Raw genomic sequence first — 25029 nt, forward strand, 5'->3', positions numbered from 1 at the left:
ATGCTCGAGGATCAGGAACTTAGCTTTCTCTAAACGCGCGGTTAACTTGGTCCATAAGCGGTTTTATAAAGTATGAGGCAATTGTGCGTTCTTGTGTGGTGATAAAGGTTTCAACCGGCATGCCTGCCACTAATTCCACATCACCAAGGCGCATAATTTCCGCTTCGTCAATTGCAAGGCGCGCAATATAATAGGTTTGGCCAGTTCTTTGATCGGTGGTAATATCTGCCGATACGCGCTCTATATGACCGTTAATTTCAGGCGTGGTTTTTTGATTAAATGCCGAAAAGCGCAATCTTGCAGCTTGTCCTTTGTAAATCTGGTCAATGTCTTGGGGGGCAACTTTAGCTTCGACCACCAACTTATCCACCTTGGGCACAATCATCATAATGGGTTCTCCAGCAGATATAACTCCGCCTTTCGTATGTACTGTCAATTGATGCACAATACCGGTTTGTGGTGCGATAATATCAATACGGCGTAATTGATCTTCCGCCGCTATTTTACGCTCACTATATTCGGCAATATTATTGGCCATTTCGCGTAAATCATTGCCAACTTCTTCGCCCCATTGTTCATCAACTTGAATAATTTGCAATTGGGTTTCTGCTATTTTTTCATTAACTCCGGCAATCGCTGATATTAGACGACCAATTTCACCATCAATATTGGAAGCTTGTCTTTGTATTGTGCTAAGGCGGCTATGCTCAACCAGTTTTAGTTCATAAAGTTTTAAAAATCTTGATAATTCGTCCTTAATCAGCTCACGAGAATGTTCATTGGCTTGCTTTTGCGCCATTAGCCCTTTAATTTCGTCATCAAATTGGGCGATACGGCGTTGTAATTGTTGTTTTTTACTGATGCGGACTTCTCGGCGGTTAGAAAGTAGACGCTCTTCTGCCTTCATCATCGCCGCAACGTCTTCATCACTAGCACGCGCCAATATATCCTTATGAAATTTTATATAATTTAAATGATCGCGTTCACTTTCAAGACGGGAACGGCGTACTATAAATTGGTCAAGACTATTGCTGATAATTGCAAGATTAGCCTTGGTGGTGGTGGCATCAAGCCGCATAACTACATCGCCAGCAGTGATGAGATCGCCTTCTTTGACCAATAAATCCTTAACCACACCACCAACAGGATGTTGCACTTTTTTCAAATTGCTTTCAACAACAATTGATCCTTGGCTAATCACTGCGCCAACGATATTGGTGTTGAGCATCCAACCAATAACACCAACCAATAAAATAACCACGGCCAAACAACCAATTAACAGATGTCTGCGTAATGAGCGCTGTAATTCTTGCCATTCATTCATCTTTTTTTCCTCAAGCGTGAACAACTTTTAGGGTTGCTGATGGTGTCGGTGTTAATACTTTGGCTAAGACTTCATCTTTAGGGCCAAAAGCCTGCAATTTTCCACCATTGAGCATGAGCACTTGATCGACAGCAATGAGAGCGCTTGGACGATGGGCAATGACAATGGCAATACCATTTCTTTGGCGAATAGATAAAATTGCGGCGGTTAAAGCCTCGTCCCCTTGCGCGTCAAGGTTGGAGTTTGGCTCATCTAAAATGGTTATGAAAGGATCTCTAAAAAGGGCGCGTGCAAGTGCAATACGCTGTTTTTGTCCTGCCGATAATGGGTGGCCAAGTTCGCCAACTTGGGTATCATAGCCATGCTCAAACGTAATTATAAGATCATGAACCCGCGCATTTTGTGCAGCACTGATAATTTCAGCAGCGGTTGCCGTTGGATCAAAGGCTGCAATATTTTCAGCAATTGTACCATCCAATAATTCGATGCTTTGTGGCATATAGCCAATATGTCGCGCAAGGGTTGCGGGGGCCCATTGGTCAAGAGTTGCGCCATCAAAGCGTATGGTGCCACGGGCAGGCAGCCAAATGCCGGCTAAAATTCGCGCTAAGCAGCTTTTGCCTGAACCGCTTGCGCCAATAATGCCAAGTCCCATGCCTGCTTTTAATGAAAAACTGATATCGTGCAGCACGGGATTTTGAAATTCGGGCGGAATAGCTGTAACATGGTCAATCGTAAGTTCGCGCGTTGGTGCAGGTAGATCCATGATTGCCTTATCATCTGGCAATAGTTTTAAAATATTTTTAAGCCGCGTGCGGCTTTGGCGCGCGCCAATAAATCCCTTCCAGTTAGCAATGGCAAGATCAACCGGGGCGAGTGCGCGTGCTGAAAGAATGGAGCCTGCAATAATAATGCCCGGTGTTGCTTGTTGTTGTATAACTAGCCAGGCACCGACTGCTAAAATACCTGATTGTAATAGCATACGCAGTGCTTTGCTCAAAACGCCTAAACCGGATGAAATATCGCTTGCTTGGCGCTGATGGCGGGCATAGCTGCGGCTTTCTTCATGCCAGCGTTGCTTTAAATGCGGTAGCATACCATGGACCGTTGCAATATCGGCATTACGCCTACTCATATCAATCATGCGGCTACGTTTTATCGCTTGGCGTGCGGCTTCCTCCACTGGTCGCCGTGTAACCATTTCGGTGACAAGGGTAACCAATGCCAGAATAATCGCGCCGGCAAGGGCTGTCACCCCAAGCCAAAAATGAAAGAAAAAGCAAATGGCAATATAAAATGGCAACCATGGTAAATCAAAAAGGGCGATGGGGCCGCTACTTGATAAAAAGGCACGAATACTATCAAGGTCGCGCATGGGTTGGTTGTTACGCGCGCTAATTGGCATGATTAATTGGATGCGCATAATAATATCATAAATGCGCGGAGCCAAAGCTTGATCAAGACGATCAGCAATGCGGATTAATAATCGTCCGCGTAAACTATCAAAAACGCCTTGAAACGCATAAAATACAATAACAAGTGCCAATAAGGCAATTAAGGTTGGTATGCTGCGGCTTGGCAGAACTCGATCATAAACCTCCATCATGAATAGGGAACTGGTTAAATAAAGCAAGTTGACAAAGGCACTTAAAACAGCAACACCGATAAATGCTGTCATGCAGCCAGAAAATATGCCACTTAAACTCTTTGATTTATTTTCCGTATTAGGCTTATTAATCATAAATTATTTTCCCTCAAAAACCTTTGCATTTGCTGTTTTTATCAACGCCTTTTGACAAAGTGATTTCAGCAAAGGCAATATTTGACCTTTGCTGAAATCTTTTTTAAAAACTCATTGAGTGCATGTTCACTTAATGATGTTTCAGGGCAGTAATCATGGCCTAAGCAAAGCGGAAATCATCAATGGTAAAGTCTTGAACGCGAACACCATTTACGGTTATTGTTGATCCATCATTGAGAACAATTTGAGCGCCATTGGCGGTGTCTGTTATATGACCTGATGTCATTAATGCATCAAAATCGGCAAAGATTTCTTTGGCAAGAACAATGATATCGCCATTAGTCGCACCGGGCTTAAAATCCATGATCAAATCATGACCATTATCAACAGCTTGGAAAACAAATGTATCATTGCCATCGCCGCCCCATAATATGTCATTGCCTTTGCCACCGATTATGTAATCATCGCCGGTTCCACCATTGATTTGGTCGTTGCCATCGCCGCCATTCAAGACGTCATTGCCATCATTGCCCATAATGATATCGTTGCCGTCTCCGCCGTCAACAATATCATTTCCCGCGCCGGCCATGATGCGATCATTGCCTTTGCCACCGCTGATAAGATCATCACCATTGCCGCTTATGATCGTATCATTGCCATCAAGTCCATCAATCATATCATCGCCATTTGTACCGATGAGAATATCAGCCGCGTTTGTACCATGAATGATGTTATAAGGGGTATAACCATCAATACGGATGGTTGCGGTGCCTGTGGCTGTGCCGCCATTGCCATCGCTAATGGTATATTCTAGTGTGACTGTGGCAAACTCCCCTTTATTTAATGCCGCAAATACATTTGCAGGATCGGCAAATAATTTACCATCAACAATTGAAAATGCGGCTTGGGCTTGTTGCGGAGTAAGCGCAATGCCTTCGACAGTAGTTACTTGAAAACCGGTTAAACTGATCGTGTCACCATCGACATCAATGTCATTGGCGGTAAGGTCAAAGAAAGCCGTTTCATTTTCAGCAACACTGCCAAAATCAGCAACCGCAATAGGCGCATCATTCACTGGTGTAATGGTGATATTGATGGTGCTTTCAGCAAAACCACCATTGCCATCACTGACAAGGACAATAAAGCTATCAAAGCCATTAACATTTAGATTAGGTGTATAGGTCCATGCGCCAGTCTTTGCATCAACGGTTGCGGTACCATTTTTAGGGCCATTATTAGGTTTAATGGTATAAGTTAATATGTCGCCATCAACATCACTTGCAACGACTTGTCCACTAATTGCCTCATCTTCCTTAGTTTCAACGTCAATTGATGATGTAACTGGTGCATCATTAACTGGGCGAACCACAAAAGAGGCGCTTGCTTGGCTGGTGCCACCACGGCCATCACTCACCACATAGTTAAATGAGGCAGTGCCGTTGAAATCTTGGGTTAAAGAAAAGCGGATAGCATCGCCTTCTATCACCGCTGTTCCACCAATCGGCGTGCCAATGGACACAATCGTTAAACTATCACCATCAAGGTCATAATCATTTGCAAGTAAAGAACTAAATGGAATGAGGAATGATGGCGTATCTTCATCAATTGTTGCAAGCACATCATTGCCCGCTGATGGGCCGCGATTGGTAAGATTAGACAAGATTTGCTCGCGGTTTAATACCGTACCGTCAGCAAAGGTAATCAATTCAACGCCGCCATCGCGCATTTGCAGGTTAAGCCGAATTTTTGAACCATCGTTCACAACCAATTCAACCGCATCATGGGATTTATATAAGGTGACTTCGCTGCGGTTAATATCATGGAATGCCAAAACATCTTGCCCGCTATCTTGTGCAACTTCGGTAATATTATCCGAGCCATCGCCGCGCCCATAAATATAGGTATCTGAGCCGTCACCACCTACCAATAGGTCATCACCACGCCCACCTTCGATAATGTCATCGCCATTGCCGCCAAAAAGCGAGTCATCGCCATCTTCGCCCATAAGCACATCATTACCATTACCACCTTCAAGACGATCATTGCCGGTGCCGCCCATCAAAACATCATCGCCATCGCCGCCATATAATTGGTCGTTGCCACCAAGACCGAGCAAAGTATCATTGCCGGCAAGCCCATAGATTACATCATCACCATCGCCGCCGGCCATTATATCGCTAGCATCCGTGCCGATTTTGGCATTTTGGTCTATGGTTGATAAATCGCTTACGGTAAGATCATCAAAAGCAAGCCCGGCATTGCCCCAAGAATAAAGGCCAAAAGTACCTGTATCATGACCGCGATCGCCAATTGGCTCTGCAAAAAGCTTTTCGCCATTAAGATAAGCCATGATTTTGTCGCCTGAAACTTCTAGCCGCAATCTCATTGGCTCATCGGGTTGATATTTACCCGGCATTTGCGCAAGGATTTGCTCCACACCATCTTTCATGCGGATCAAATTAAAAATGCTTCCCGCGCCATTTCGTGCGTTGCGGTCGAAAGTACCACTGGCATCAAGTTCAAGCTTATAATAGTTTTTATCGTCTGTATAACGGAAAAGGAAACCAAGCACATCATCATCAGGCGTGGTGATTGTGGCTTCAATTGCATAATTTTGCCAAGCCATGGCGGCTGAATCATTATATAAGGCATAAGTACCAAGGCGCAATACATTGACACCATCGCCAAGCGGGCTCCAGCCGCGTTGCCAATAGTCGCTTGCGGTTGCTCCTTGCCAAGTTAATTGGCGGCTAGCAAGTTCAGTTGTTTGCACCAATTTACCATCTTGCCAAATCCATTGCGATTTGCGGCCATCGCTGCCAATGCCGCCAAACTCACCTTCATCAATAATTGTGAAGCGTGAAAGCGAGTCTTGGTTTGAAAAGTCTTCATGCATTAATATTTTTGACTTACTCACCACGTTAATATCAATGCGATCTGTTGAAACCAAACCATCACTATCGGTGACTTTTAACAGTAATTGATTGTTTCCGGCAGGAAGTTCGGTGGTTAAAGTTTTGCCAGTACCAATCACATTGCTATTAAGATCAGTCCAACTATAATCGACAATGTTTTTGGTGCTAAAGGAAGCACTTGCATCTAAAGTAACTGCAGCAGTGCCATTACCATCAAAATCATAAACATTTTGATCAATTCCAGCTTTTGCGGTGGTAATGGCTTTGGTTACCACAAGATCATCAAATACAGATGAGCGTTGTCCACTTGAGTAAACGCCAACTGTGCCGCCTTTTATGGTCATTGTATCATCAACAACGGGTCCGCCAAAAACATTTTTATCATTGATAAAAACGTTGATATTATTATCGGTTATCGCGATGGTTATTGGCAAGCGGATGTTAAAAGGCGTACCTTCATTTACCACCGCTAGCAGCGTTTCTTGACCATTTTCTACTTTGATTAATCGACGCTGATTATTTTCGCCATCCATGCTGAAGCGATAGTAATTATTGGCATCTTGATAGTAGAAGTAAACACCTAAAGCATCATTGTCGAGCTGAGTGAGAGTTGCTTCAAAAACATAATTGCTCCAGTCTTTAGAGCCTTCACCAATATAAACGAGCTTATTATTGGCAGCATCACTTTGATCGTAAAGGGAAGCTTGGGGCGCGGCTAAACCATCATCATGTGCAGGGCGAGAAAATACAGTGCCTTTTAACAAAAATTTACCCGTATCGCCATCAGCTGCACCATAATCGGTCGCCCAACCTTTAGCATCACCATCGTTAAAGTCTTCCACCATTAATGTTCGATCGCCGCGCACAATAACTTGGATTGTATCGGTGGTTTGAATACCATTTTTATCAATGGCGGTTAGTTTTAAGTTATGTTTACCAAGGCCAAGCTCTGCAATTGCATCCTTACCATTTGCAACAATATCACCGTCTTTATCGGTCCATATCCATGATGTAACCGCATCTGGCAAAAGCGATTTTGCAGCAGATAGATTAACGCGTGCAAATTCGGCGCCCTCGGTTGCTTGGGCTATAATGTCATCTCCCGCCTTTGCCAATGCATAAGCTTGTGCAGGACCTAGATCAATATTTTCAATAACTTCTTGATGATCCTTATATGGACCAGTTAGACCATCGCGATCAAGCTCTTCTTGGGTGCGATATCCATCAAGATATTTATCCAAAGCAACAAAATAGGTCTCAGTGGTGATACGATTATTGTCAGGGTCAATCGTTACCAGACGAATAGCACCATTACCGCCATTATTACCTTTTGATTCATCGCCATTTCCGGTGATTTCGCGTGATACACCATTTTGATAATTGACAAGAAACTGATAAACTGGTTGGCCATATTGATTATAAGAAATATCGGTTTGTGCGCCATCACCAAAAATATGACCCGAAAATGTCATCACAATATTAGGGTAACGGGTTAATAATTCTCGTGCAATGGTTTCACCATCAGTTGAGCCGCGTTGATCCTTGCCTATTCCATAATCATAGCCTGCGCCTTCATCATAAAGGGGAAGCGAAATATTGTCTTGCCGGCTAGCATAACTTGTCAGCGCGTGGGTGGTTAGCATCACCTTATAATCAGGATGGGCTTCAATCACATCACCTGCCCAACGAATAACATCATCGCGTGGCCCAAATTCTAGTGAAATGGATAGCCATTTTGTTCCATCTGGTGCGGTAAATGTGCTATAGGTGTTACGCGCGCTATTGGTTTCTTGATCATAAGCGCCACCAAAATTATTGGGATTGGTGGCTTTTTGCTTATCTGGCGAAAAACGCTCATCAAGGTGGATAGATGAGTGATCTGCGGCACTACCGCCAGTTGCCTGATCATGATTGCCTGGCAATAAAGCATAGGGAATTTTACCATCAAGCTTACGTAAAGCAGCCTCTGCAATATCCCATTGACGAGTGGTATTATTGTTCGTAACGTCACCGACATGGGAAACAAAGCTAATATTATGGCTATCCTTATTATCAACCAACCATTGCATCATATCGCCAAATATATGGGCAAGACCGTCACTTGCGGTATAATCTTGCGTATCTGGAATAACTGCAATTGTATAGGCATTAGGACCTGCAACACGCACACGAAAATCATCAACAACTGATGTTTTTCCGCTACTATCGGTTGCTGTAACTGAAATATCGGAATGACCAAGAGTATTAAAATCAAGGATAAGCTGATTGTCAACCAGCGTTGCAGCAACCACATCGCCATTTTTATTGGTAATATTGTAGGTTAATCCCTCACCAGAGAAATATTGTGAAAGGTCTATTGTGACATTTTCTGCGTCTGGGGTTACCATAATATCACGAATTGATGCAACTTTTTGCACAAGCGCTGGGTCGGTTGTACCAGATCCGCCGCTATCTTTCTCAACGGTAAGGGTTGTGTTAATGCCTTCTAATGAGGCACTGCCAAAAATTGGCTCTGCTGTGCCGTTATTAAAGCGAAATTCACTGCCGTTAAATTTTACTGCTTCATCATGAAGACTATCTGGAATAATACCGCTTGGCTGAAAATTGCCAAGAGCGCCCATCTCGTCGGCGGTAAGCACTCTTTCACCGTAGAAAAAATTGCTAAGCTGTGCGGACGATGTTTCGCCATCATTATCAGAAAAAATCAAAAATCCTTTTTCATTATCAATAATATAACGCTCAGCATTACTGCCGGTAATTTGTTGGTCATCTATATGGATACCATTGATATATTTATGCATGGTAACGCTGTTATCAGCATTTTTTTCAATGGTTATACCAATGCGGTTCCAACTATCGAGTTCGGCAACGCCGCGATAATTTCCGCCTATGCCAATACCATAGCTGGTTCCGCCCATTTTGCCAAAAATATCAGCATCATTTGTATTGGTTACGTCAGATTGAAAAAATGAAACCCAGCTGCTTGTAGCAGTCTGTGCTGGAACATAAACATCGAAAATTAAACTAAAAGATGTGACTTTTCCCGTGCCGCCCGTATTGACATGAATGGCTTGATTTGGGTTGAGCGCATCAATTTTCAAAAAGCCATCTGCCGCTGTATTAAAAAGCGATGTATCTAATGGCAATGTCATTAAAGGTGGTGTATTTGAATTAGCTGATATTGTACTCATAAAGGTTTTCCTCAAAGCAAGTAAAAGCAGGTATTTTGCCGTTAAAAGCTATGGTGGAAATATGACAAACAGGTTGCATTTGTTTTGCCAAGCTATGAAAAACCGATAGTTTATTTCTATATGGGGTATTCATTTTTTAATGTGTCATACAACTGTAAATAAAAGATCTTAGCGTAAAGTAAGGTGTTTAGGCGTGTTATTCGCAAGGACTTAGGGGGGACTATGTCATTTACACAACTAAAGGCTTTTCACTATGTTGCGCTTTCTAACAGTTTTTCACGCGCATCACGTCAAATGGCCATTAGCCAATCAACTTTGTCAACTCATGTGCGCCAATTAGAAACCAAATATGGTCTTAACCTGTTTGAACGTAAAATGAATGGTGTTGTGTTAAGTGATGTTGGTAAAGATCTTTTTGAAATAACCACCAAGCTATTTGATGCCGAGCAACAGGCGCAGGAATTTTTAAAAGGTGAGAGGCTTGTTTATACAGGACGTATAAGGGTGGCGGCTGATGGCCCAATATTGGTTTTGCCAATTTTAACCCATTTGAAAAACTGTCATTCAAATTTGACTTTTTCACTATCGATTGATAATTCTGTGCATGTTGTTGAGCAACTTATTAATCAACGTGTTGATATTGCTATTAGTGCTTTTTTGTCAAAAAATCAGGAACTTGCAGCCGAACATTTTTTAAGCATGCGCCTTGGCCTTTGTGTTTCTTGTCACCATCCCTTAGCAAAACGAATTTCGGTTTCGATGCAGGAAATCAAAAATCTACCTTTTGTATTGCGCGAGATTGGCTCAAGAACGAGAGAAGTTTTTGAAGCAAATATAAACCACCACGGTCTTTCATTAAAAAATATTGTTGCAACATCCTCGCGTGAGGGCGTAGCTGAAGCAGTAGCCTTGGGGGTTGGAGCCAGCATTGTCGGTGATCGGGAATTTGGCAATGATGACCGACTTTGTTTCATTCCAATTAATGACGCAGATATAACTATTGATGAATATATTATTTATTTTAAAGAACATAAAAATTTTTCGCTTATCAAAAAATTTATAGAGACTGCAAAACTCCTCTATCAATAGAATATCTTGTTACTTCATGTAAAATCAATAGGTTTTAACCCTCGCTAAAGCTTGCGACACGATCATGTCCAATTTTGTTTTGACTTATGAGCGCAAACAATACAAATTGCTTTTCTAAAATGAGTTGATTGCTAAGGCTTTTGGGGTTTTTATGAAAAGCTGCAAGACTATAGTGAGGGAGAGCCACATTGAAAGCAGGACGCAAAGAACTTCAAGCTTTTTTGAATGATCTTGGCATTCGTGTCAAAACCTATGATCATGAGACGGTTTTTTCTGTTGGTGAGGCGGAACATCTTAAAGAAACTATTAGTGGTGCTCATAGTAAGAATTTGTTTTTAAAAGATAAAAAGAGTAATTATTTTTTGATAACAGTTGAAGACAATGCCATTATCGATCTTAAATCCATTCATCATAAAATTGGTGCATCGGGGCGTGTTTCTTTTGGCTCGCCAGAAAAACTTGATGAATTTTTAGGTCTTTATCCTGGTGCAGTTAGTATTTTTGGCGCGATTAACGACAAAAATCAGCAAGTAAAAATTATTATTGATGAGCCATTATTTAAACAACCATTGATTAATGGCCACCCCATGAGCAATGATGCGACCATGAGCATTGGTAATGATGACCTTGCACGTTTTATCAAAGCAACTGGCCATGAACTACACATTATTAAAGTCAGTGAATAGCTTTATTGAAGCCTTGAAAACTATCTTTGAGAATACGATTTTATAAGAAAAATATTTTGAGTGTCTATCATTGATAGATAAGAGATTAATCGCTTAGAAACAGGAATTGGAAAAAATGAGTACAATCAATGGTCTTGCAACCGGCGCAATAGGTAGCCAACCAAGCCAATGGGTAAGCGATACGACGACTGCAACCTTTCAAAAAGACGTGCTTGAGGTGTCTAAAAAACATGTCGTTCTCGTGGATTTTTGGGCGCCATGGTGCGGGCCATGCAAACAGCTTGGGCCAACGCTTGAAAAAGTAGTCAATGAAGCCAAAGGCGCTGTTCGGTTGGTTAAAATGAATATTGATGATCATCCATCAATTGCTGGGCAGCTTGGCATTTCATCTATTCCGGCAGTTGTTGCATTTGTTAATGGGCAGCCAGTTGATGCTTTTATGGGCAATGTACCAGAAAGCGAAGTGCGTGAATTTATTAGCCGTCATTCATCAGCAGATCAAAAGCCAGATATGCAAGAAGCGGTTGAAGCTGCGCAAGAATTGCTTAAAAACGGTGATTTTGTTCAAGCACTTAATATTTTTTCGGCAATTTTACAGCAAGAGCCTGAAAATATTCCTGCAATCGCCGGCCTTGCAACGTGTTTTCTAGAAGCCGGTGAGGTGGAACAAGCCAAGGCTATTCTTGCGACCGCCCCTGAAAATAAAAAAAGTGATGCAGCTTTAAGTGCGGTTTTGGCTCGTATTGCCATTGCAGAGCAAATTAAAACGCTTGGCGACCCAATTGCATTGCAAAAACAAATTGATGAAGATCCCAAAAACTTTTCGGCGCGTTTTGATCTCGCCCTTATTTTTAACGCCCAAGGTGAACACGCAAAAGCCGCTGATATGCTGCTTGACTTAATGCGTGAAGACCGCACATGGGAAGATGAAAAAGCCAAAAAACAGTTGCTACAGTTTTTTGAAGTTTGGGGCGCAACTAATCCTGTTACTTTGTCCGCGCGACGCAAATTGTCTTCACTGCTTTTTGCTTAAGATGAGGTAAGTAAAGTTTACAAAGGCCAGTGGATTTTGCTATTTACTGGCCTTTTTATCTGGCATGACAATGGATATTTTTAAAAATTTTGATTTTTCCAATGAGCAAAGGACGTTAAAATTTACTATGAAAAATTTGGGTCTTGCCGCAAACTTTAAATAAAATATATTTATTTCCTAACCCTAATATGTTGCAAATATCTTATCGCTTAACAATAGCGAATACACTTAGCTGTAAATCGAATATTCATCATTGTGTCAAAGTAGCAACGTTTAAAATTATTGCTTGCCTAATGGTATAATTTTCTATTTAATCTTAATGGATTATAGGTTTTAAAATAGGAATACTCAAAAATGAGCTTTCCAAAGACCTTTTTTACGCTCATGCAGAGTAAGGATAATATTTAAGCTAAGGACAATTAAATGTATTTTGAAGAAATTACTAAATTAATTGCAACTTTGAGAAGCTATAAATCCAAGGTAAAATTGGTATCTGCTGGTAATTTTGACTTAGATTTATTTCCTTGTATGAAAATACGCGGTGAAATATCGGAATTTGGCTATTTTAGTTCTTTTACATTAAATTGTAATTCAAATGGCGTTGATTTTTATGATTTGAATAAAATTTTAAAAATGCGAAAATTTTTCGATTTAGATGTTAAGGAATATCTTGTCATTGCTGATGCTAGTGGTGATCCAATAGCTATAGGCAAAGATTGCAATCTTTATTGGTCAATCCATGGTGGTGGAGAGGCTGATTTTAATAAAATAGCAACGAGTTTAGAAGATTTTTTTGCAACCTTGACTATATTTGCAACATTTTATTTTGGCAATTTTAAGCGCAATATTGACAATGAAGATCATGGGATTAACTGGGATAAATACAAAATTATAAAAAATGCGATAATCAATAATGGAACAGAAGAGGACGTTGCCGACAATTTTTTACATTGCATGTTATACCTTTAACCATCTAAATTTTATCTATAACTAAATTTTTTGATAATTGTTAATCAATTACGTTCGGTTTAATCTAACCAATCCATTTGATGTTTCCGCTTTAGCGGATTTGATTTAATAAAATTTTGTTCTGTGTTCTTTTATTATCTAAAAAATAGACCCGTGATAAAAATCTTATGGTGTTGTGGTGTAAACCGCTTTCCAGTTTTATGAAAATGCTTTAGTTAATCGATAAAAGCTTTGTTTAAACAAAAAGCATGTGTATCATAAAGGCCATATGACAAACGATCTGTTTCAACCGACAAAAATTGTATCTGTGCTCATTCCTGTACCGACTGAGCGTCCATATAGCTATGCCGTGCCGGAAGGCATGAATGTCGAGGTTGGCTCTATTGTGCAAGTGCCGCTTGGCCCAAGACAGGTGGCGGGTCTTGTTACCGATGATGCAACTGATAATGTGCCGATAAAAAAGTTAAAGGCAATACATCAAGTTTTTGATTGCCCGCCAATAAAAGCCGAGCTTTTACAATTTATCAAATTTGTTGCAAATTATACGCTGTCGCCGCCCGGTATGGTGGCACGCATGGCCTTGCGTGTTCCAACTGCCTTTGAGCCAGAGCCGATGATTACAGGTTTTCGCTGGAATGGGAATGAAGTTGAACGGCAAACTCCGGCGCGATTACGCGTGATAGACCATATTCAAGATGGCTTACCTTGGACGAAATCCGGCCTTGCTCATGCTGCGGGTGTTTCCACTAGCGTTATTGACGGGCTTATTGCGCAAGGCCTATTTGATGAAGTAAAGCTGCCACCACCTGCCGTTGTTGCCGATCCTGATCCTGCTTATTCACCACCAAAGCTTGAACAAGACCAACAATACGCTGCTGATGCTTTGGAAATTGCGGTTTTTGATAATGCTTTTAGCACAACCTTACTCGATGGTGTCACCGGTTCTGGCAAAACTGAGGTTTATTTCGAGGCGGTTGCCCGCGCTATAGAGCTTGGCCGCCAAGTTTTAATTCTTTTGCCTGAAATTGCCCTTACCCAACAATTTCTTGACCGTTTCCATGCGCGTTTTGGTGCGCCACCTGCTGAATGGCACTCTGATATGTCGCCGCGCCAACGCGAACGGGTTTGGCGGCAAGTGGCAGAAGGCAGAGTTAAGGTGGTTGCCGGCGCGCGTTCCGCTTTATTTTTGCCGTTTAAGCAACTTGGGCTGATTATTGTTGATGAAGAACATGATGCTGCTTTTAAGCAAGAAGATCGCGTTTTTTATAATGCGCGTGATATGGCTGTTGCGCGTGGTGCTATTGCCAAAGTTCCGGTCATCTTATCATCGGCAACACCATCAGTTGAAAGTCAGGTTAATGCGCTGCAAGGGCGTTACAAGCAAATTAAGCTTACCAGTCGCTTTGCTGCTGCTGCAATGCCTGATCTTCATGCAATTGATTTAAGAAAAAACGCACCAGCGAGCGGCCATTTTTTGTCACCCCGTCTCATTGAATCTATTCATAAGACCATTGAAAAGGGTGAGCAAAGCCTATTATTTCTTAATCGGCGTGGCTATGCGCCGCTAACCCTTTGCCGTGTGTGTGGACACCGTTTTTCCTGCCCCAATTGCTCAAGCTGGTTAGTGGATCACCGCTTTCGTGGTGAATTATTATGCCACCATTGCGGTTATCACGTACCAACGCCGGAAAGCTGTCCCGAATGTGGAACATTTGACCATTTGGTTGCCTGTGGTCCGGGCGTTGAACGGATTGCTGAGGAAACGGAGGCAGAATTTCCCGATGCGCGTATTCTGGTGCTTTCGACCGACCTTATTGGCGGTGTCAAACGTTTGCGGCTAGAACTTGAAGCCGTGACCAAGGGTGAAGTAGATATTGTCATTGGCACGCAGCTTGTCGCTAAAGGCCATCACTTCCCCAATATGACCCTTGTTGGCGTGGTCGATGCTGATATTGGTCTTGCGAATGGTGACCCGCGCGCGGCTGAACGCACTTTTCAACTTTTATCGCAGGTGACGGGACGCGCTGGGCGTTCAGGCGCAGCGGCAGAAGGGCTTATTCAGACCTATCAGCCTAGCCATCCGGTGATGCAGGCAATTATATCGGGTAATGCATTAGCCTTTTATGAGCGCGAAATTGCAGCGCGTGAGCGTGATCACTTGCCGCCCTTTGGGCGCTTGGCGGCCATTATTATTTCAGCTGAAAGCCGGCAAGAATCTGAAAATTATGCAAGGCTCTTGCGTCAAGCCGCCCCAAAAACCAATGAAATCAGTGTTCTTGGACCGGCTGAAGCACCGCTTGCGATTATTCGAGGTCGCCACCGCTTTCGCTTACTTATTCATGGCTCAAAACGCGCTGATATTCAAAGTTTTATTAAAGCCATCATTGCAACCGCGCCACCACCACGTGGCTCGGTAAGGATACAAATTGATATTGATCCACAAAGCTTTTTATAAGTATTGTTCTGTCGTTAAAAATAGCCGATGGTTCGTAAGTTGTTATTTATGATAATTAATGGGTTCTGACCTTCATATGATTTATTGATGATTGTTCTATCGGTAGTTGCCCATAGTTTAGTTAGCACCAATAGCAAAAAGTTGCGTGCTGCGCGTGAAGATTAGCGCGGTTACAGAAACATATAAGACATGAGTTTTACCGCGCCAGCATATTGGATGCTATCGCAGAGCCGCTTTGACGCCGATGATTTTTAATTGATTATTAAAAACTCCTTGCGTCATTTTTAAATGCTGTATAATTTTATTTCTTAATTTAAAGGGGAAAGATTATATGCTTCATATTCGCGCCGCCACTGAGGATGATTTGCCAGTTATTACCGATATTTTTAACGAAGCAATTTTAAATAGTGATGCTATTTGGACCGAGCATGTGGTTGATATTGCAAACCGCAAATCATGGTTGCAGGACAGGCAAAAATCAGGGTTTCCGGTACTGGTTGCTGAGGTTGATGGCATAACTTGTGGCTATGCAAGTTATGGTCCATTTCGCCAGTTCCCCGGCTATGTTCATTCAAGTGAATTATCGATTTATATTGATAAGAATGCCCGGGGCAAGGGTATTGGTAAAGCCTTGCTTGGCGCTTTGATTAAGGAAGCGCAAAATAACAATGTCCATGTTTTAATTGCAGGAATTGAAGCTGAAAATAAGGCCTCAATTGCCTTGCATGAAAAATTTGGCTTTAAGGTTACAGGGCATATGCCGCAGGTTGGTATAAAATTTGGCAAATGGCTTGATTTGGTATTGATGCAGTTAATTTTATAACTTACTGATTAGAGCGTTTTCCAAAAAGTGTGAAGCGGTTTTCGGACAAAAAACGCGGTGTAAACAATGTATTAGAGCGCGGATCTGATCCAATCAGATCGAAATGCGCTCTAATAAATGCACTTTGATGGATTAAGGTGCATAGTATGTTGAAAAAAGCGCGGGCTATTAAGGGGAGATTTTCTGCTATAGCCCGTTAAAAATACCATTGCTTTTTGACCATAAGCTATTGATTGCTTGCAACTTATTATTTTGCAAAAAAATATACATTTACATAAATATTGCTTGTCATGAAAGAAATAGTTTTATACTTTAGTTTGCTTGTTTAATACTAAAATATAGTTGAAAAATTAAATTATTTATGTTTTTCTGATATTTAGCAAGACCTGAAAATTAAATTTAAAAAAAAATCCCAAATTTGAAAAATTGTCATTGAAAAGTCATTTTTTTATGACTATATGGCAATTGCCCAAAGTCGCACGAGCCTATGGGTGTCCGCCGGTTCCTCGAATGGTGAGGGTAATCGGTAAGGTACCTGGAACTAACCGCTCCAGTCGCTCTCATTGGCCAACCAAAAGAGCGAGGACATCTCGAAGCAACGACGGTGCGGGCCTTTCTAGTGATACGGCTATGCCGGAAATACTGTAGAGGCACACCCTCATTGCCTTCATTGCGGAAATGGTTTTCCAATTCCAATAAGAGGCAGACAAAGCTGAACAATGCGGTCGCCGCGCTGTTCCTTCATCGCCTGAATTCTATCCTATTTTTTAAAATGGGAGGATTTCATGCACTTTGTTCTGAAGTTTTACAGCCCCTTGATGACAAAGGGCTGCGATGCTTTACATTTGGAAACCAAAAGTGGAGAGTTCCAATGGCTACACAACGCATTCTTGATTTTCTTAAAACCCGCCGCCCAGAAGGCCCATGCGTTGTCGTGGATCTTGATGTTGTGCGCGAAAATTATCACGGTTTTGAAAAAGCACTTCCGCAATCGCGTATTTTTTACGCGGTAAAGGCTAATCCAGAGCCACAAATTTTGCGCCTTTTGGCTGATTTGGGTTCTAATTTTGATACAGCTTCAGTTGAAGAAATTGAAATGGCTTTGGATGCAGGTGCATCACCAGAGCGAATTTCTTACGGCAACACCATCAAAAAAGAGCGTGATATTGCCCGTGCTTATGCTTTGGGTATTTCGCTCTATGCTGTTGATTGCGTTGAAGAAGTAGAAAAAATTGCCCGTGTTGCGCCCGATGCAAAAGTGTTTTGCCGTGTATTAACCGATGGTGAAGGGGCTGAATGGCCGCTATCACGCAAATTTGGTTGTGTGCCTGCCATGGCAATTGATGTGTTACGCCGTGCCGATGAACTTGGTTTATCCGCCTATGGTGTTTCATTCCATGTTGGCTCACAGCAAACCAATCTTGATGCATGGGATAGTGCTTTGGCTGATGCGGCTGGTGTGTTTGAAGCGCTTGCTAAAGAAGGCATTAAATTGCAAATGGTGAATATGGGCGGTGGCTTTCCAACCCGCTATTTGAAAGATGTACCAACCGCGCAAGCCTATGGTAATGCTATTTTTGAAGCTTTAAGCAAGCATTTTGGCAATCGTATCCCAGAAACCATTATTGAGCCAGGCCGTGGCATGGTGGGTAATGCAGGGGTTATCCGCACCGAAGTGGTGTTGATTTCTAAAAAGTCGGCTAATGATGAGCAACGTTGGGTTTATCTTGATGTTGGTAAATTTAACGGTCTTGCTGAAACAATGGATGAAGCTATTCGCTATCCAATTATAACGCCTCATGATGGTGATGTAACCGCGCCTTGCGTGCTTGCTGGCCCAACCTGTGACTCTGCCGATGTTATGTATGAAAAGACACCTTATCCATTGCCTTTAAGCTTGACCATTGGTGATGAATTGTTGATCTTGGGTACAGGTGCTTATACGACTACTTATGCATCTATTGCATTTAATGGTTTTGAACCTATCCGCTCTTACGTGATTTAGAGATTTTGCTCTTTAAGTGAGCAGTAATTTCTATTGCGATCAACCTTAAACGCCTCACGCAAAAGTGGGGCGTTAAGTTTAGTATTTTAAAAAAAATATATGCATGTGTCTTGTAAATTACCAATAAGGTGATTTGCGGTTCTTTTGACATGTCATCTTATAGGGCGATCGAACATGTTGGCTCAAAGCTTAAAAAATATTTTAAATAATGGTGATGCAGCGCTTATCAATAACAGTGCAAGTGCAATGATTATCATTGATGATGAACGCTGTGATGAAGTTTCACAGCGCGAAGCTTTGCTTGATAGTGTGATGGGGGCAAACCGTAAACGCAAATCATCAGAAAAAATTCGTAAAAATCGCTTGCCCGCTCGCGGATTAAACCTTGTTGCACGTGATGAAAGCGGTATGCTTATTGGCAGCATTCGCCTTTGGCATATCTGCTTGGCAAATAGAAATGGTGGTTTTATTAATGCGCTTTTATTGGGTCCTCTTGCTATTCGTCAAGATTTTGCAGGGCAGGGCATTGGCGCGCGCTTGATGGTGGAAGCTATTTCTCGCGCCAAGCTCTTAGGGCATGGTGCTATTCTTCTTGTTGGTGATGCTGATTATTATCGCCGTTTTGGTTTTTGTGCTAGCAAAGCGGCTCATTTATCTATGCCAGGACCTTTTGAGCGCCAACGTTTCCAAGCACTTGAATTGGTTACTGATTGGTTAGATAATGCAACTGGTGTTGTTATGCCGTCAGGTGAAAAAATAAAGCGTAATATAAGCCCCTCAAAAAACGTGGCTTAAACAAGTTAAACCCATAGGCCTGCGCTATTTTGTTAGCAAGCTCTTCACAGCTTTTATAATATGTTTTATTGCTATTGCTTGAAATGAACAATAAATGGCTGAATTAACTTAAATATGGTTGTTACAAGCAAAAAACAAAGTACACCTATGGAGCTTGCCTTGCGAGAGGCAAAGCTTGCATTTGAACTGGATGAGGTTCCCGTTGGCGCGGTTATTTTTCATCAAGGCAAATTAATAGCCAAAGCCCATAATTTAACCCGCCATGTTTTTGATCCAACGGGACATGCCGAAATCCGTGCAATAAGAATGGCTTGTGAAGCACTGTCAAGTGAACGCTTGCCAGAATGCGATTTATACGTAACGCTTGAGCCTTGTGCTATGTGCGCAGCCGCCATTTCTTTTGCGCGAATTCGCCGGCTTTATTATGGCGCAAGTGATCCAAAGGGCGGCGCTGTCGAATATGGACCGGTTTTTTTTAATCAACCAACCTGTCATCACCGCCCAGATGTCTATTCTGGTCTTTGTGAACAGGAAACATCTGATCTTTTGACGCAATTTTTTAGCAATAAACGCAAAGCTTAGAATGTAGATCTTGTTTTAATAGCTGAAATATTGTGTAACAGTGGTTGTGTCTTTATAAAATAATTTACCATGTATTAATCTTACAGTAAATGAAGAAAAACGTTTCCAAAATGCCGATATTCATAAGGCTTTTGGGTGCTTTTATTATTGCATTGTGTTTAAGTTTTACTGCAATTTCTTGAGCAATAATTAAAGACCTAGTTTGCTTTAATAATTCTACGCTTAACAAAACTATTTCAATATTCTACTGGGGATAAAGATGAATTTAAAAAAATGTGCTGTGTCGGCAATGGTTATTGGTTTTTCGCTTTCAACCTTAGCAGGTTGTGGTGGGCGTGCTGCCAAGGAAATTGCTATTACCAATCCAACCGATAGCATCATGGATTGTGCGGGAATTTCTCGCGAGTTTGAAGCCAATGAGCGTCAGGTGAAAGCAACTTTGCATGAGCGCAATGTAGGGCGCGGCAAAAATGTCGCTCTTGGGGCTGCTAGCATTGTATTTTTCCCAGCATTGTTCTTTATGGATCCAAAATCGCCTGAAGCGGTTGAAATCGCCGCTTTGCGTAACCGCAATGGTGTTTTAACTCAAATGGCAGCTACCAAAAGATGTGCAGCACCGCAATCGCAATTGACGGAAGTTTATAGGGAACTTGATGGCCGTTCATCAAAGGCAAAGCAAGAAGACCGTAATTAAGCTTTTTTGGTTTTTTATAAGCAAGGTAAAGGCGCTTACACAAAGAGTGAAGCGCCTTTAAAAATTAGAGATTTAGAGCATTTGGGGAGACACTTATGGTGCAAATGCTCTCGTTTTTATGGGGAAAGATATTACCAATATCCCAAGAATTTCCACCATACCCCGCCGATTATTGCGAAAATGGCAAGATTTACTACCGCCATGATGAAGCCGACAGTCCACCAACGACTTAAAGTGACAAAGCCTGAACCAAAGATAATCGGTGATGTGCCAGTGGCATAATGGGTAAGACACATCATGATTGCTGATGCCGCGGCCATTAACAGCATGAATAAATTGATATATTCTGCTGGGATGAGGTGCACGCCAACGGTTAAGAAAGCCAGCATCATGGCGCTGATATGGGCTGTTGTACTTGCAAATACATAGTGAGAAAACATAAAGGTAAGAATAAGGATCGTCATTGCGGCTGGCCAACTCATACCACTTGTTTCAATTGCAGTACGCAAGCCATCTGAAATCCATCCAACAACGCCAAGCTTATTAAGTTGACCGGCAAGCATTACGAGAGCGCCAAACCAAATTAATGTATCCCACGCGCTTTTTTCTTTTAAAACATCATCCCATGATAATGTGCCGCTTAGCAATAAAATTACTAAACCAACAAAAGCAACAGCAGTTGGATCAAAGAGGTAAGAATCGCCAAATATTGCGGCTGGAACGCCTGCCCATAATAAAAGCATAATTGCGAAAGTTATTAGCATCACAATCTCAGAGCTTTTAACTGATCCAAGTTTTGTAAGTTCACCATGAGCAAAGGTAACGGCATTTGGTGTATGCTTTAATTCAGGCGGGGATATGAGGTAAATTACAAATGGCATAGCAATCATTGCGATGAGGCCGGGTAAAAGCATGCATAATGCCCAACTGCTCCATGATAAGGATAGGCTACCACCGGTTGCTTGGCTAATATATTTTACCACAAGCGGATTGGGAGCTGTTGCTGTAATAAACATGGCTGAGCTGATTGGATTGGCATGATAATTTACCAAAGCAAGATATGTACCAACCTTGCCTTGCGTCGCTTTTTCAGGGCTTGAATCAAAGGCCGCAGCAATGGATCGCATGACAGGATGTATAATACCACCACCGCGCGCCGTATTGCTTGGGGTAAAGGGTGCTAATAGCAATTCACAAAATGCAAGTCCATATCCAATGCCTAAAGTCCTCTTACCAATAAGGCGGATGAAATAATAGCCAATGCGGGCGCCAAGTCCCGTTTTGATTAAGCCACGTGACACCATGATTGAAACCACAATCAGCCAAATGAGGGGACTGTTAAAGGCAGCAAGGGCATCTGCAACAGCCTCTTTTGATGTGGGTGATGTAACCCTTGAAAGAACCACAACAGCTATCGTAATCATTGACATGACGCCAATAGGCATAACTTTTAAAATAATGCCTAATATTGCGGATACAAATATTGCAACAAAATGCCATGCATCATCAGTTAGTCCAGTTGGTGTGGGTGTAAAAATAAGCCCCCAATAGACCACAACACAAAAAAAACCGGGAATGACGCGGAATGGAACGAGGAGAGAAAATCTCTCATAAAGATTATAAAGTGACTTAAACATTAGGCCCTCTTACTAGGTGCCTCCCGAATAAATCCTATACCCTTTTATTGGAATAGCAAGAAATTATTCATATAAATATGTCGTTATTTTGACTTGTTAGGTCGTATTTTTTCAGCTTAAGATTGTGCCTTAATTGAAAGGAGTTTTAGGGTGGTTTTATGGATTTGATGACATAAAACCATTGCCCTATTTCCATATAGGATTGAACTGCTAATTTTCGGCTAATAGCTTTAACATCGCTTCTTCGCCATCTTTTTTGCTTATCAATGGGATAGAGCTACTTGTCTCATCGTATAATTCTAGCGCATATGCTAATGTATTATATAATAGGCAATTTCCATCAGTTTTATATTTCATAAGCTGTTGTTCTAAATACGGTTTTGGAATGATTTCAAAAAAGCTGTGATGTGCAAGTTGATGTAGATAGATAAGCGCAATATGGGTATCGAATAGACCATGACGCTGGGTTATCGCATCTTTATCAGGATTTAATAACCACCATGCTGACAGCGGGTCATCGATAAAGTCAGCAAAATAATAATCAATTCTTTCGTCACGCTGTTGAAATAGATAATTAAAAATTTCCCGAGGGGCAACACGTAAATGAATAAGGCATGCAATAATTGTTTTTAAGCTAAATGCTATTGGACTCACTGTAGTATAATCATTGGTTTTAAATTGGCCGATGGCAGGACCAAGCGGCGCAGGATTATTATGGGCAATAAAATTTATCAAACAACGGCAAAATAATTGGCGTAAGGCATCTTGTTCGCATTGGCGCCAAAAACTGACATTTTCACAAGCGAGTTTTTCATAAAACTCAAAAGTTGAACCAGCGCGGTCATCAAGTATTAATTTTTCTAATATACGGGGCAGCCAGAATTTAAAGCTATTTATTCCGCCAACGCAGTCAATAGGTTCACAAACAAACAGACGGCAGGCTAAGTTATCAGCGCAATCGGCATTATCAATGCTGTCTATTATTTGTGTAAGCATTTCATCTGAAACGCATGTGTCGCAATAATCCTCGCGTTTGCGACAAGGTTGATATTGGCTAAAGGCTTGCTTAACGGCGTGCATGCAGCTTTCCGCCGAGGGCGGCGATAAATCTAATGGGTAAAAAAGGGTTTGCTTATTGTCCAATGTTTTGCTGCCTTTATGCTGGTATAGAAAATTGACCTTGTTGAATTAATTTTAAAATAGCCTCTTCCCCGTTTTGTTGACTTATTAATTGAGGGCGCTTTTTTCTTTCATCATAATATCCAATTGCAAGCTCGAAGTTTTGTACCAAAAGTTGGTTTCTAGCTGTTTGGTATTTAGCCAATTGCTGGGCTAAATAGTCCTTGGATACATGGTTTAAAACAGCTTGCATGGCATTTTGATCTAAAAATATATTGACCTTATCATAATCAGTTAAATTATTTGGTAATCCTTTGTCTAAATCACCAAGCCACCACGGTTCCATCTCAACAATGATGATGTGCGCTAAAAAATAATCAATCCGCTCATCGCAATGCTTAAAAACATAGGCAAAGATATCTTGCGGATTAACGCGTAAAGCAATGAGACTGCCGATAATGGCTTGTAAGGCAAAATTGGTCGGCCAAGCTTTGTCATAATCATTGGAGGCAAAATCAGGCAACTGGGGCCCCAAGGGTGCCGCATCCATGTGTTCAACCACGCCAATTAAAGACCGCGTAAAAACTTGTCTTAGTGCCTTTGTTTCGTGAGGAGACCAAAAGCCGATATTTTGGCTTTTGTATTTTTCAAAAACTTCAAAGGTAAAGTGTTTATTGGAATCTAAAATTGATGTTTCTAATGTGCGTGGTAGCCAGAATTTTAAATTATTAATCGTGCCGACACAATCAATATGTTCATGAAAAAAGAGTTCGTAAACCCAAGGTTTTGCAGTATTGGGGTGATCAATTGCATTTTGAAATTCAGGAAAGACTTCTTCAGCTATGCAAGAGTCACAAAAATCATGGCGTTCACGATAGGGCGCATATTGGCTAAAGGCTTGCTTAACGGCGTGCATGCAGCTTTCCGCCGAGGGCGGCGATAAATCCAATGGGTAAAAGACTTGCTGCATATTTGTTCCTTTGAAGATGATAAATAGTCAATTTAAGCGGATAAATCCTTCTCACGAGGGAATTTTTGCAATAAGTGACGCAAAGTCCTTTCATCCGCGATTTGGTCTTTATCATCTTGAATGATTTTTTGTTGTTCATATTGTTGCAGGGCATCTTTAATTTGACAACATAATATTTCGTCGCCTTTCGCCTTATATTTTTTTAACAGTTGCTGGAGATCATCGCTTGATATTAATTGAAATAGGCTTGCTCGCGCACGTTTACTTAATATTTCGGTCACATGTTTTAAGTCATCATTATTAATATAAATTTGCTCAGAAAACCTATCCAAGTGCTCCATGCTAAGCCAAGGGTAATTTATTTCGCTGCACAGGAAAAAATTAACGCGCGCATCATCATTGTTTAAAAGATATTTGAAAATATTTGTTGGTTCGACACGTAGATAGATTAAAGTCGCGATAATGATCACAAAAATATCGCTTATATGCAGTAAAGCTAAACGCCTATCATCTTGATTATCTAATAATTCGCCTTTTAGCGGCGAGGGGTCGCCGGTTTCAATCAAATTTATGAGGGCACGGCTAAATGTAAGGCGCAAAACCTCTTGTTCATGATCTGGCCAAGCTGAAAGGCCAAGATTTTGATATATTTCATGTATGCCGCTATATGGCATGTGTTGTAGCGATGTCAGCATATAGGTTTCAAGGGTGTGCGGCAGCCAAAATTTGATATTGTCCGCGCCGCCCATGCAGGTTGGGTTTTCCCAATAAATCCCGCAAAAACTATTCATGGGTGCTGTATGGGGTGATTTACTCGCCTTAGCTATCGTTTCAATAAAATCATCGCGTGTGCAAGTTGTGCAGTATTGTGCTCGTTCTACGGCAGGTTTATAATCAGCAAAAGCCTCGTAAATTTTAAGCATACATTCATGAGCGTTTGGTGGTTGTATATCAAAGGTATAGAATAAAGATTTTGGCATTTTATTACGCCTACTATAATT

The 25029-nt window shown here is 41.5% G+C and carries 17 protein-coding genes; 10 read left to right on the top strand and 7 right to left on the bottom strand.

Annotated features, from left to right (window positions below; all coding sequences use genetic code 11):
* Positions 1-19: 19 nt before the first annotated feature.
* From N6B01_RS02350 to N6B01_RS02360, 3 genes are all read right to left on the bottom strand, one after another.
* Positions 20-1324, bottom strand: a complete 1305-nt coding sequence (locus N6B01_RS02350; protein WP_262079752.1) for an HlyD family type I secretion periplasmic adaptor subunit — start codon at positions 1322-1324, stop codon at positions 20-22.
* Between the two features lie 10 nt (positions 1325-1334).
* A complete protein-coding gene (locus N6B01_RS02355; RefSeq protein ID WP_262079753.1) occupies positions 1335-3065 on the bottom strand; it encodes a type I secretion system permease/ATPase in 1731 nt (576 codons plus the stop codon).
* Between the two features lie 160 nt (positions 3066-3225).
* Positions 3226-9171, bottom strand: a complete 5946-nt coding sequence (locus tag N6B01_RS02360; RefSeq protein WP_262079754.1) for an Ig-like domain-containing protein — start codon at positions 9169-9171, stop codon at positions 3226-3228.
* A 222-nt stretch (positions 9172-9393) separates the two neighbouring features.
* Between N6B01_RS02360 and N6B01_RS02365 the strand changes: the two genes are divergently transcribed.
* From N6B01_RS02365 to N6B01_RS02410, 10 genes are all read left to right on the top strand, one after another.
* A complete protein-coding gene (locus N6B01_RS02365; RefSeq protein ID WP_262079755.1) occupies positions 9394-10260 on the top strand; it encodes a LysR substrate-binding domain-containing protein in 867 nt (288 codons plus the stop codon).
* Between the two features lie 188 nt (positions 10261-10448).
* Positions 10449-10946: a prolyl-tRNA synthetase associated domain-containing protein gene (locus N6B01_RS02370; RefSeq protein WP_262079756.1), complete on the top strand. Its 498-nt coding sequence runs from the start codon at positions 10449-10451 to the stop codon at positions 10944-10946.
* Between the two features lie 115 nt (positions 10947-11061).
* Positions 11062-11979: a thioredoxin gene (gene trxA, locus N6B01_RS02375; RefSeq protein WP_262079757.1), complete on the top strand. Its 918-nt coding sequence runs from the start codon at positions 11062-11064 to the stop codon at positions 11977-11979.
* Between the two features lie 423 nt (positions 11980-12402).
* Positions 12403-12948 (top strand): hypothetical protein, encoded by a 546-nt coding sequence (locus N6B01_RS02380; RefSeq protein ID WP_262079758.1) that lies wholly within the window; start codon positions 12403-12405, stop codon positions 12946-12948.
* Between the two features lie 268 nt (positions 12949-13216).
* On the top strand, positions 13217-15403 hold the full coding sequence (locus tag N6B01_RS02385; protein WP_262079759.1) for a primosomal protein N': 2187 nt from the start codon (positions 13217-13219) through the stop codon (positions 15401-15403).
* 331 nt (positions 15404-15734) lie between these two features.
* On the top strand, positions 15735-16226 hold the full coding sequence (locus N6B01_RS02390; protein ID WP_262079760.1) for a GNAT family N-acetyltransferase: 492 nt from the start codon (positions 15735-15737) through the stop codon (positions 16224-16226).
* Between the two features lie 871 nt (positions 16227-17097).
* On the top strand, positions 17098-18231 hold the full coding sequence (locus N6B01_RS02395; protein ID WP_262079761.1) for a type III PLP-dependent enzyme: 1134 nt from the start codon (positions 17098-17100) through the stop codon (positions 18229-18231).
* Positions 18232-18477: 246 nt separating this feature from the next.
* On the top strand, positions 18478-19026 hold the full coding sequence (locus N6B01_RS02400; protein WP_262080549.1) for a GNAT family N-acetyltransferase: 549 nt from the start codon (positions 18478-18480) through the stop codon (positions 19024-19026).
* A gap of 114 nt (positions 19027-19140) precedes the next feature.
* The gene (locus N6B01_RS02405) at positions 19141-19608 is read left to right on the top strand and encodes a nucleoside deaminase (RefSeq protein ID WP_262079762.1); all 468 of its coding nucleotides are present in this window, start codon (positions 19141-19143) and stop codon (positions 19606-19608) included.
* 259 nt (positions 19609-19867) lie between these two features.
* Positions 19868-20302 carry a hypothetical protein gene (locus N6B01_RS02410; RefSeq protein ID WP_262079763.1) on the top strand — a complete coding sequence of 145 codons (435 nt, stop codon included), beginning with the start codon at positions 19868-19870 and terminating at the stop codon, positions 20300-20302.
* 131 nt (positions 20303-20433) lie between these two features.
* On the opposite strand, the gene N6B01_RS02415 is transcribed toward N6B01_RS02410, so the two are convergent.
* The 4 genes from N6B01_RS02415 to N6B01_RS02430 form a co-directional block, all read right to left on the bottom strand.
* Positions 20434-21939 (bottom strand): DASS family sodium-coupled anion symporter, encoded by a 1506-nt coding sequence (locus N6B01_RS02415; protein ID WP_262079764.1) that lies wholly within the window; start codon positions 21937-21939, stop codon positions 20434-20436.
* Between the two features lie 210 nt (positions 21940-22149).
* Positions 22150-23019 (bottom strand): hypothetical protein, encoded by an 870-nt coding sequence (locus N6B01_RS02420; RefSeq protein ID WP_262079765.1) that lies wholly within the window; start codon positions 23017-23019, stop codon positions 22150-22152.
* 76 nt (positions 23020-23095) lie between these two features.
* A complete protein-coding gene (locus N6B01_RS02425; protein ID WP_262079766.1) occupies positions 23096-24028 on the bottom strand; it encodes a hypothetical protein in 933 nt (310 codons plus the stop codon).
* Between the two features lie 32 nt (positions 24029-24060).
* Complete coding sequence (locus N6B01_RS02430; RefSeq protein WP_262079767.1) at positions 24061-25008, bottom strand: hypothetical protein; 948 nt, start codon at positions 25006-25008, stop codon at positions 24061-24063.
* Positions 25009-25029: the final 21 nt, after the last annotated feature.

Source organism: Bartonella sp. HY406 (assembly GCF_025449315.1).
In the GTDB taxonomy this organism is placed as follows: domain Bacteria; phylum Pseudomonadota; class Alphaproteobacteria; order Rhizobiales; family Rhizobiaceae; genus HY038.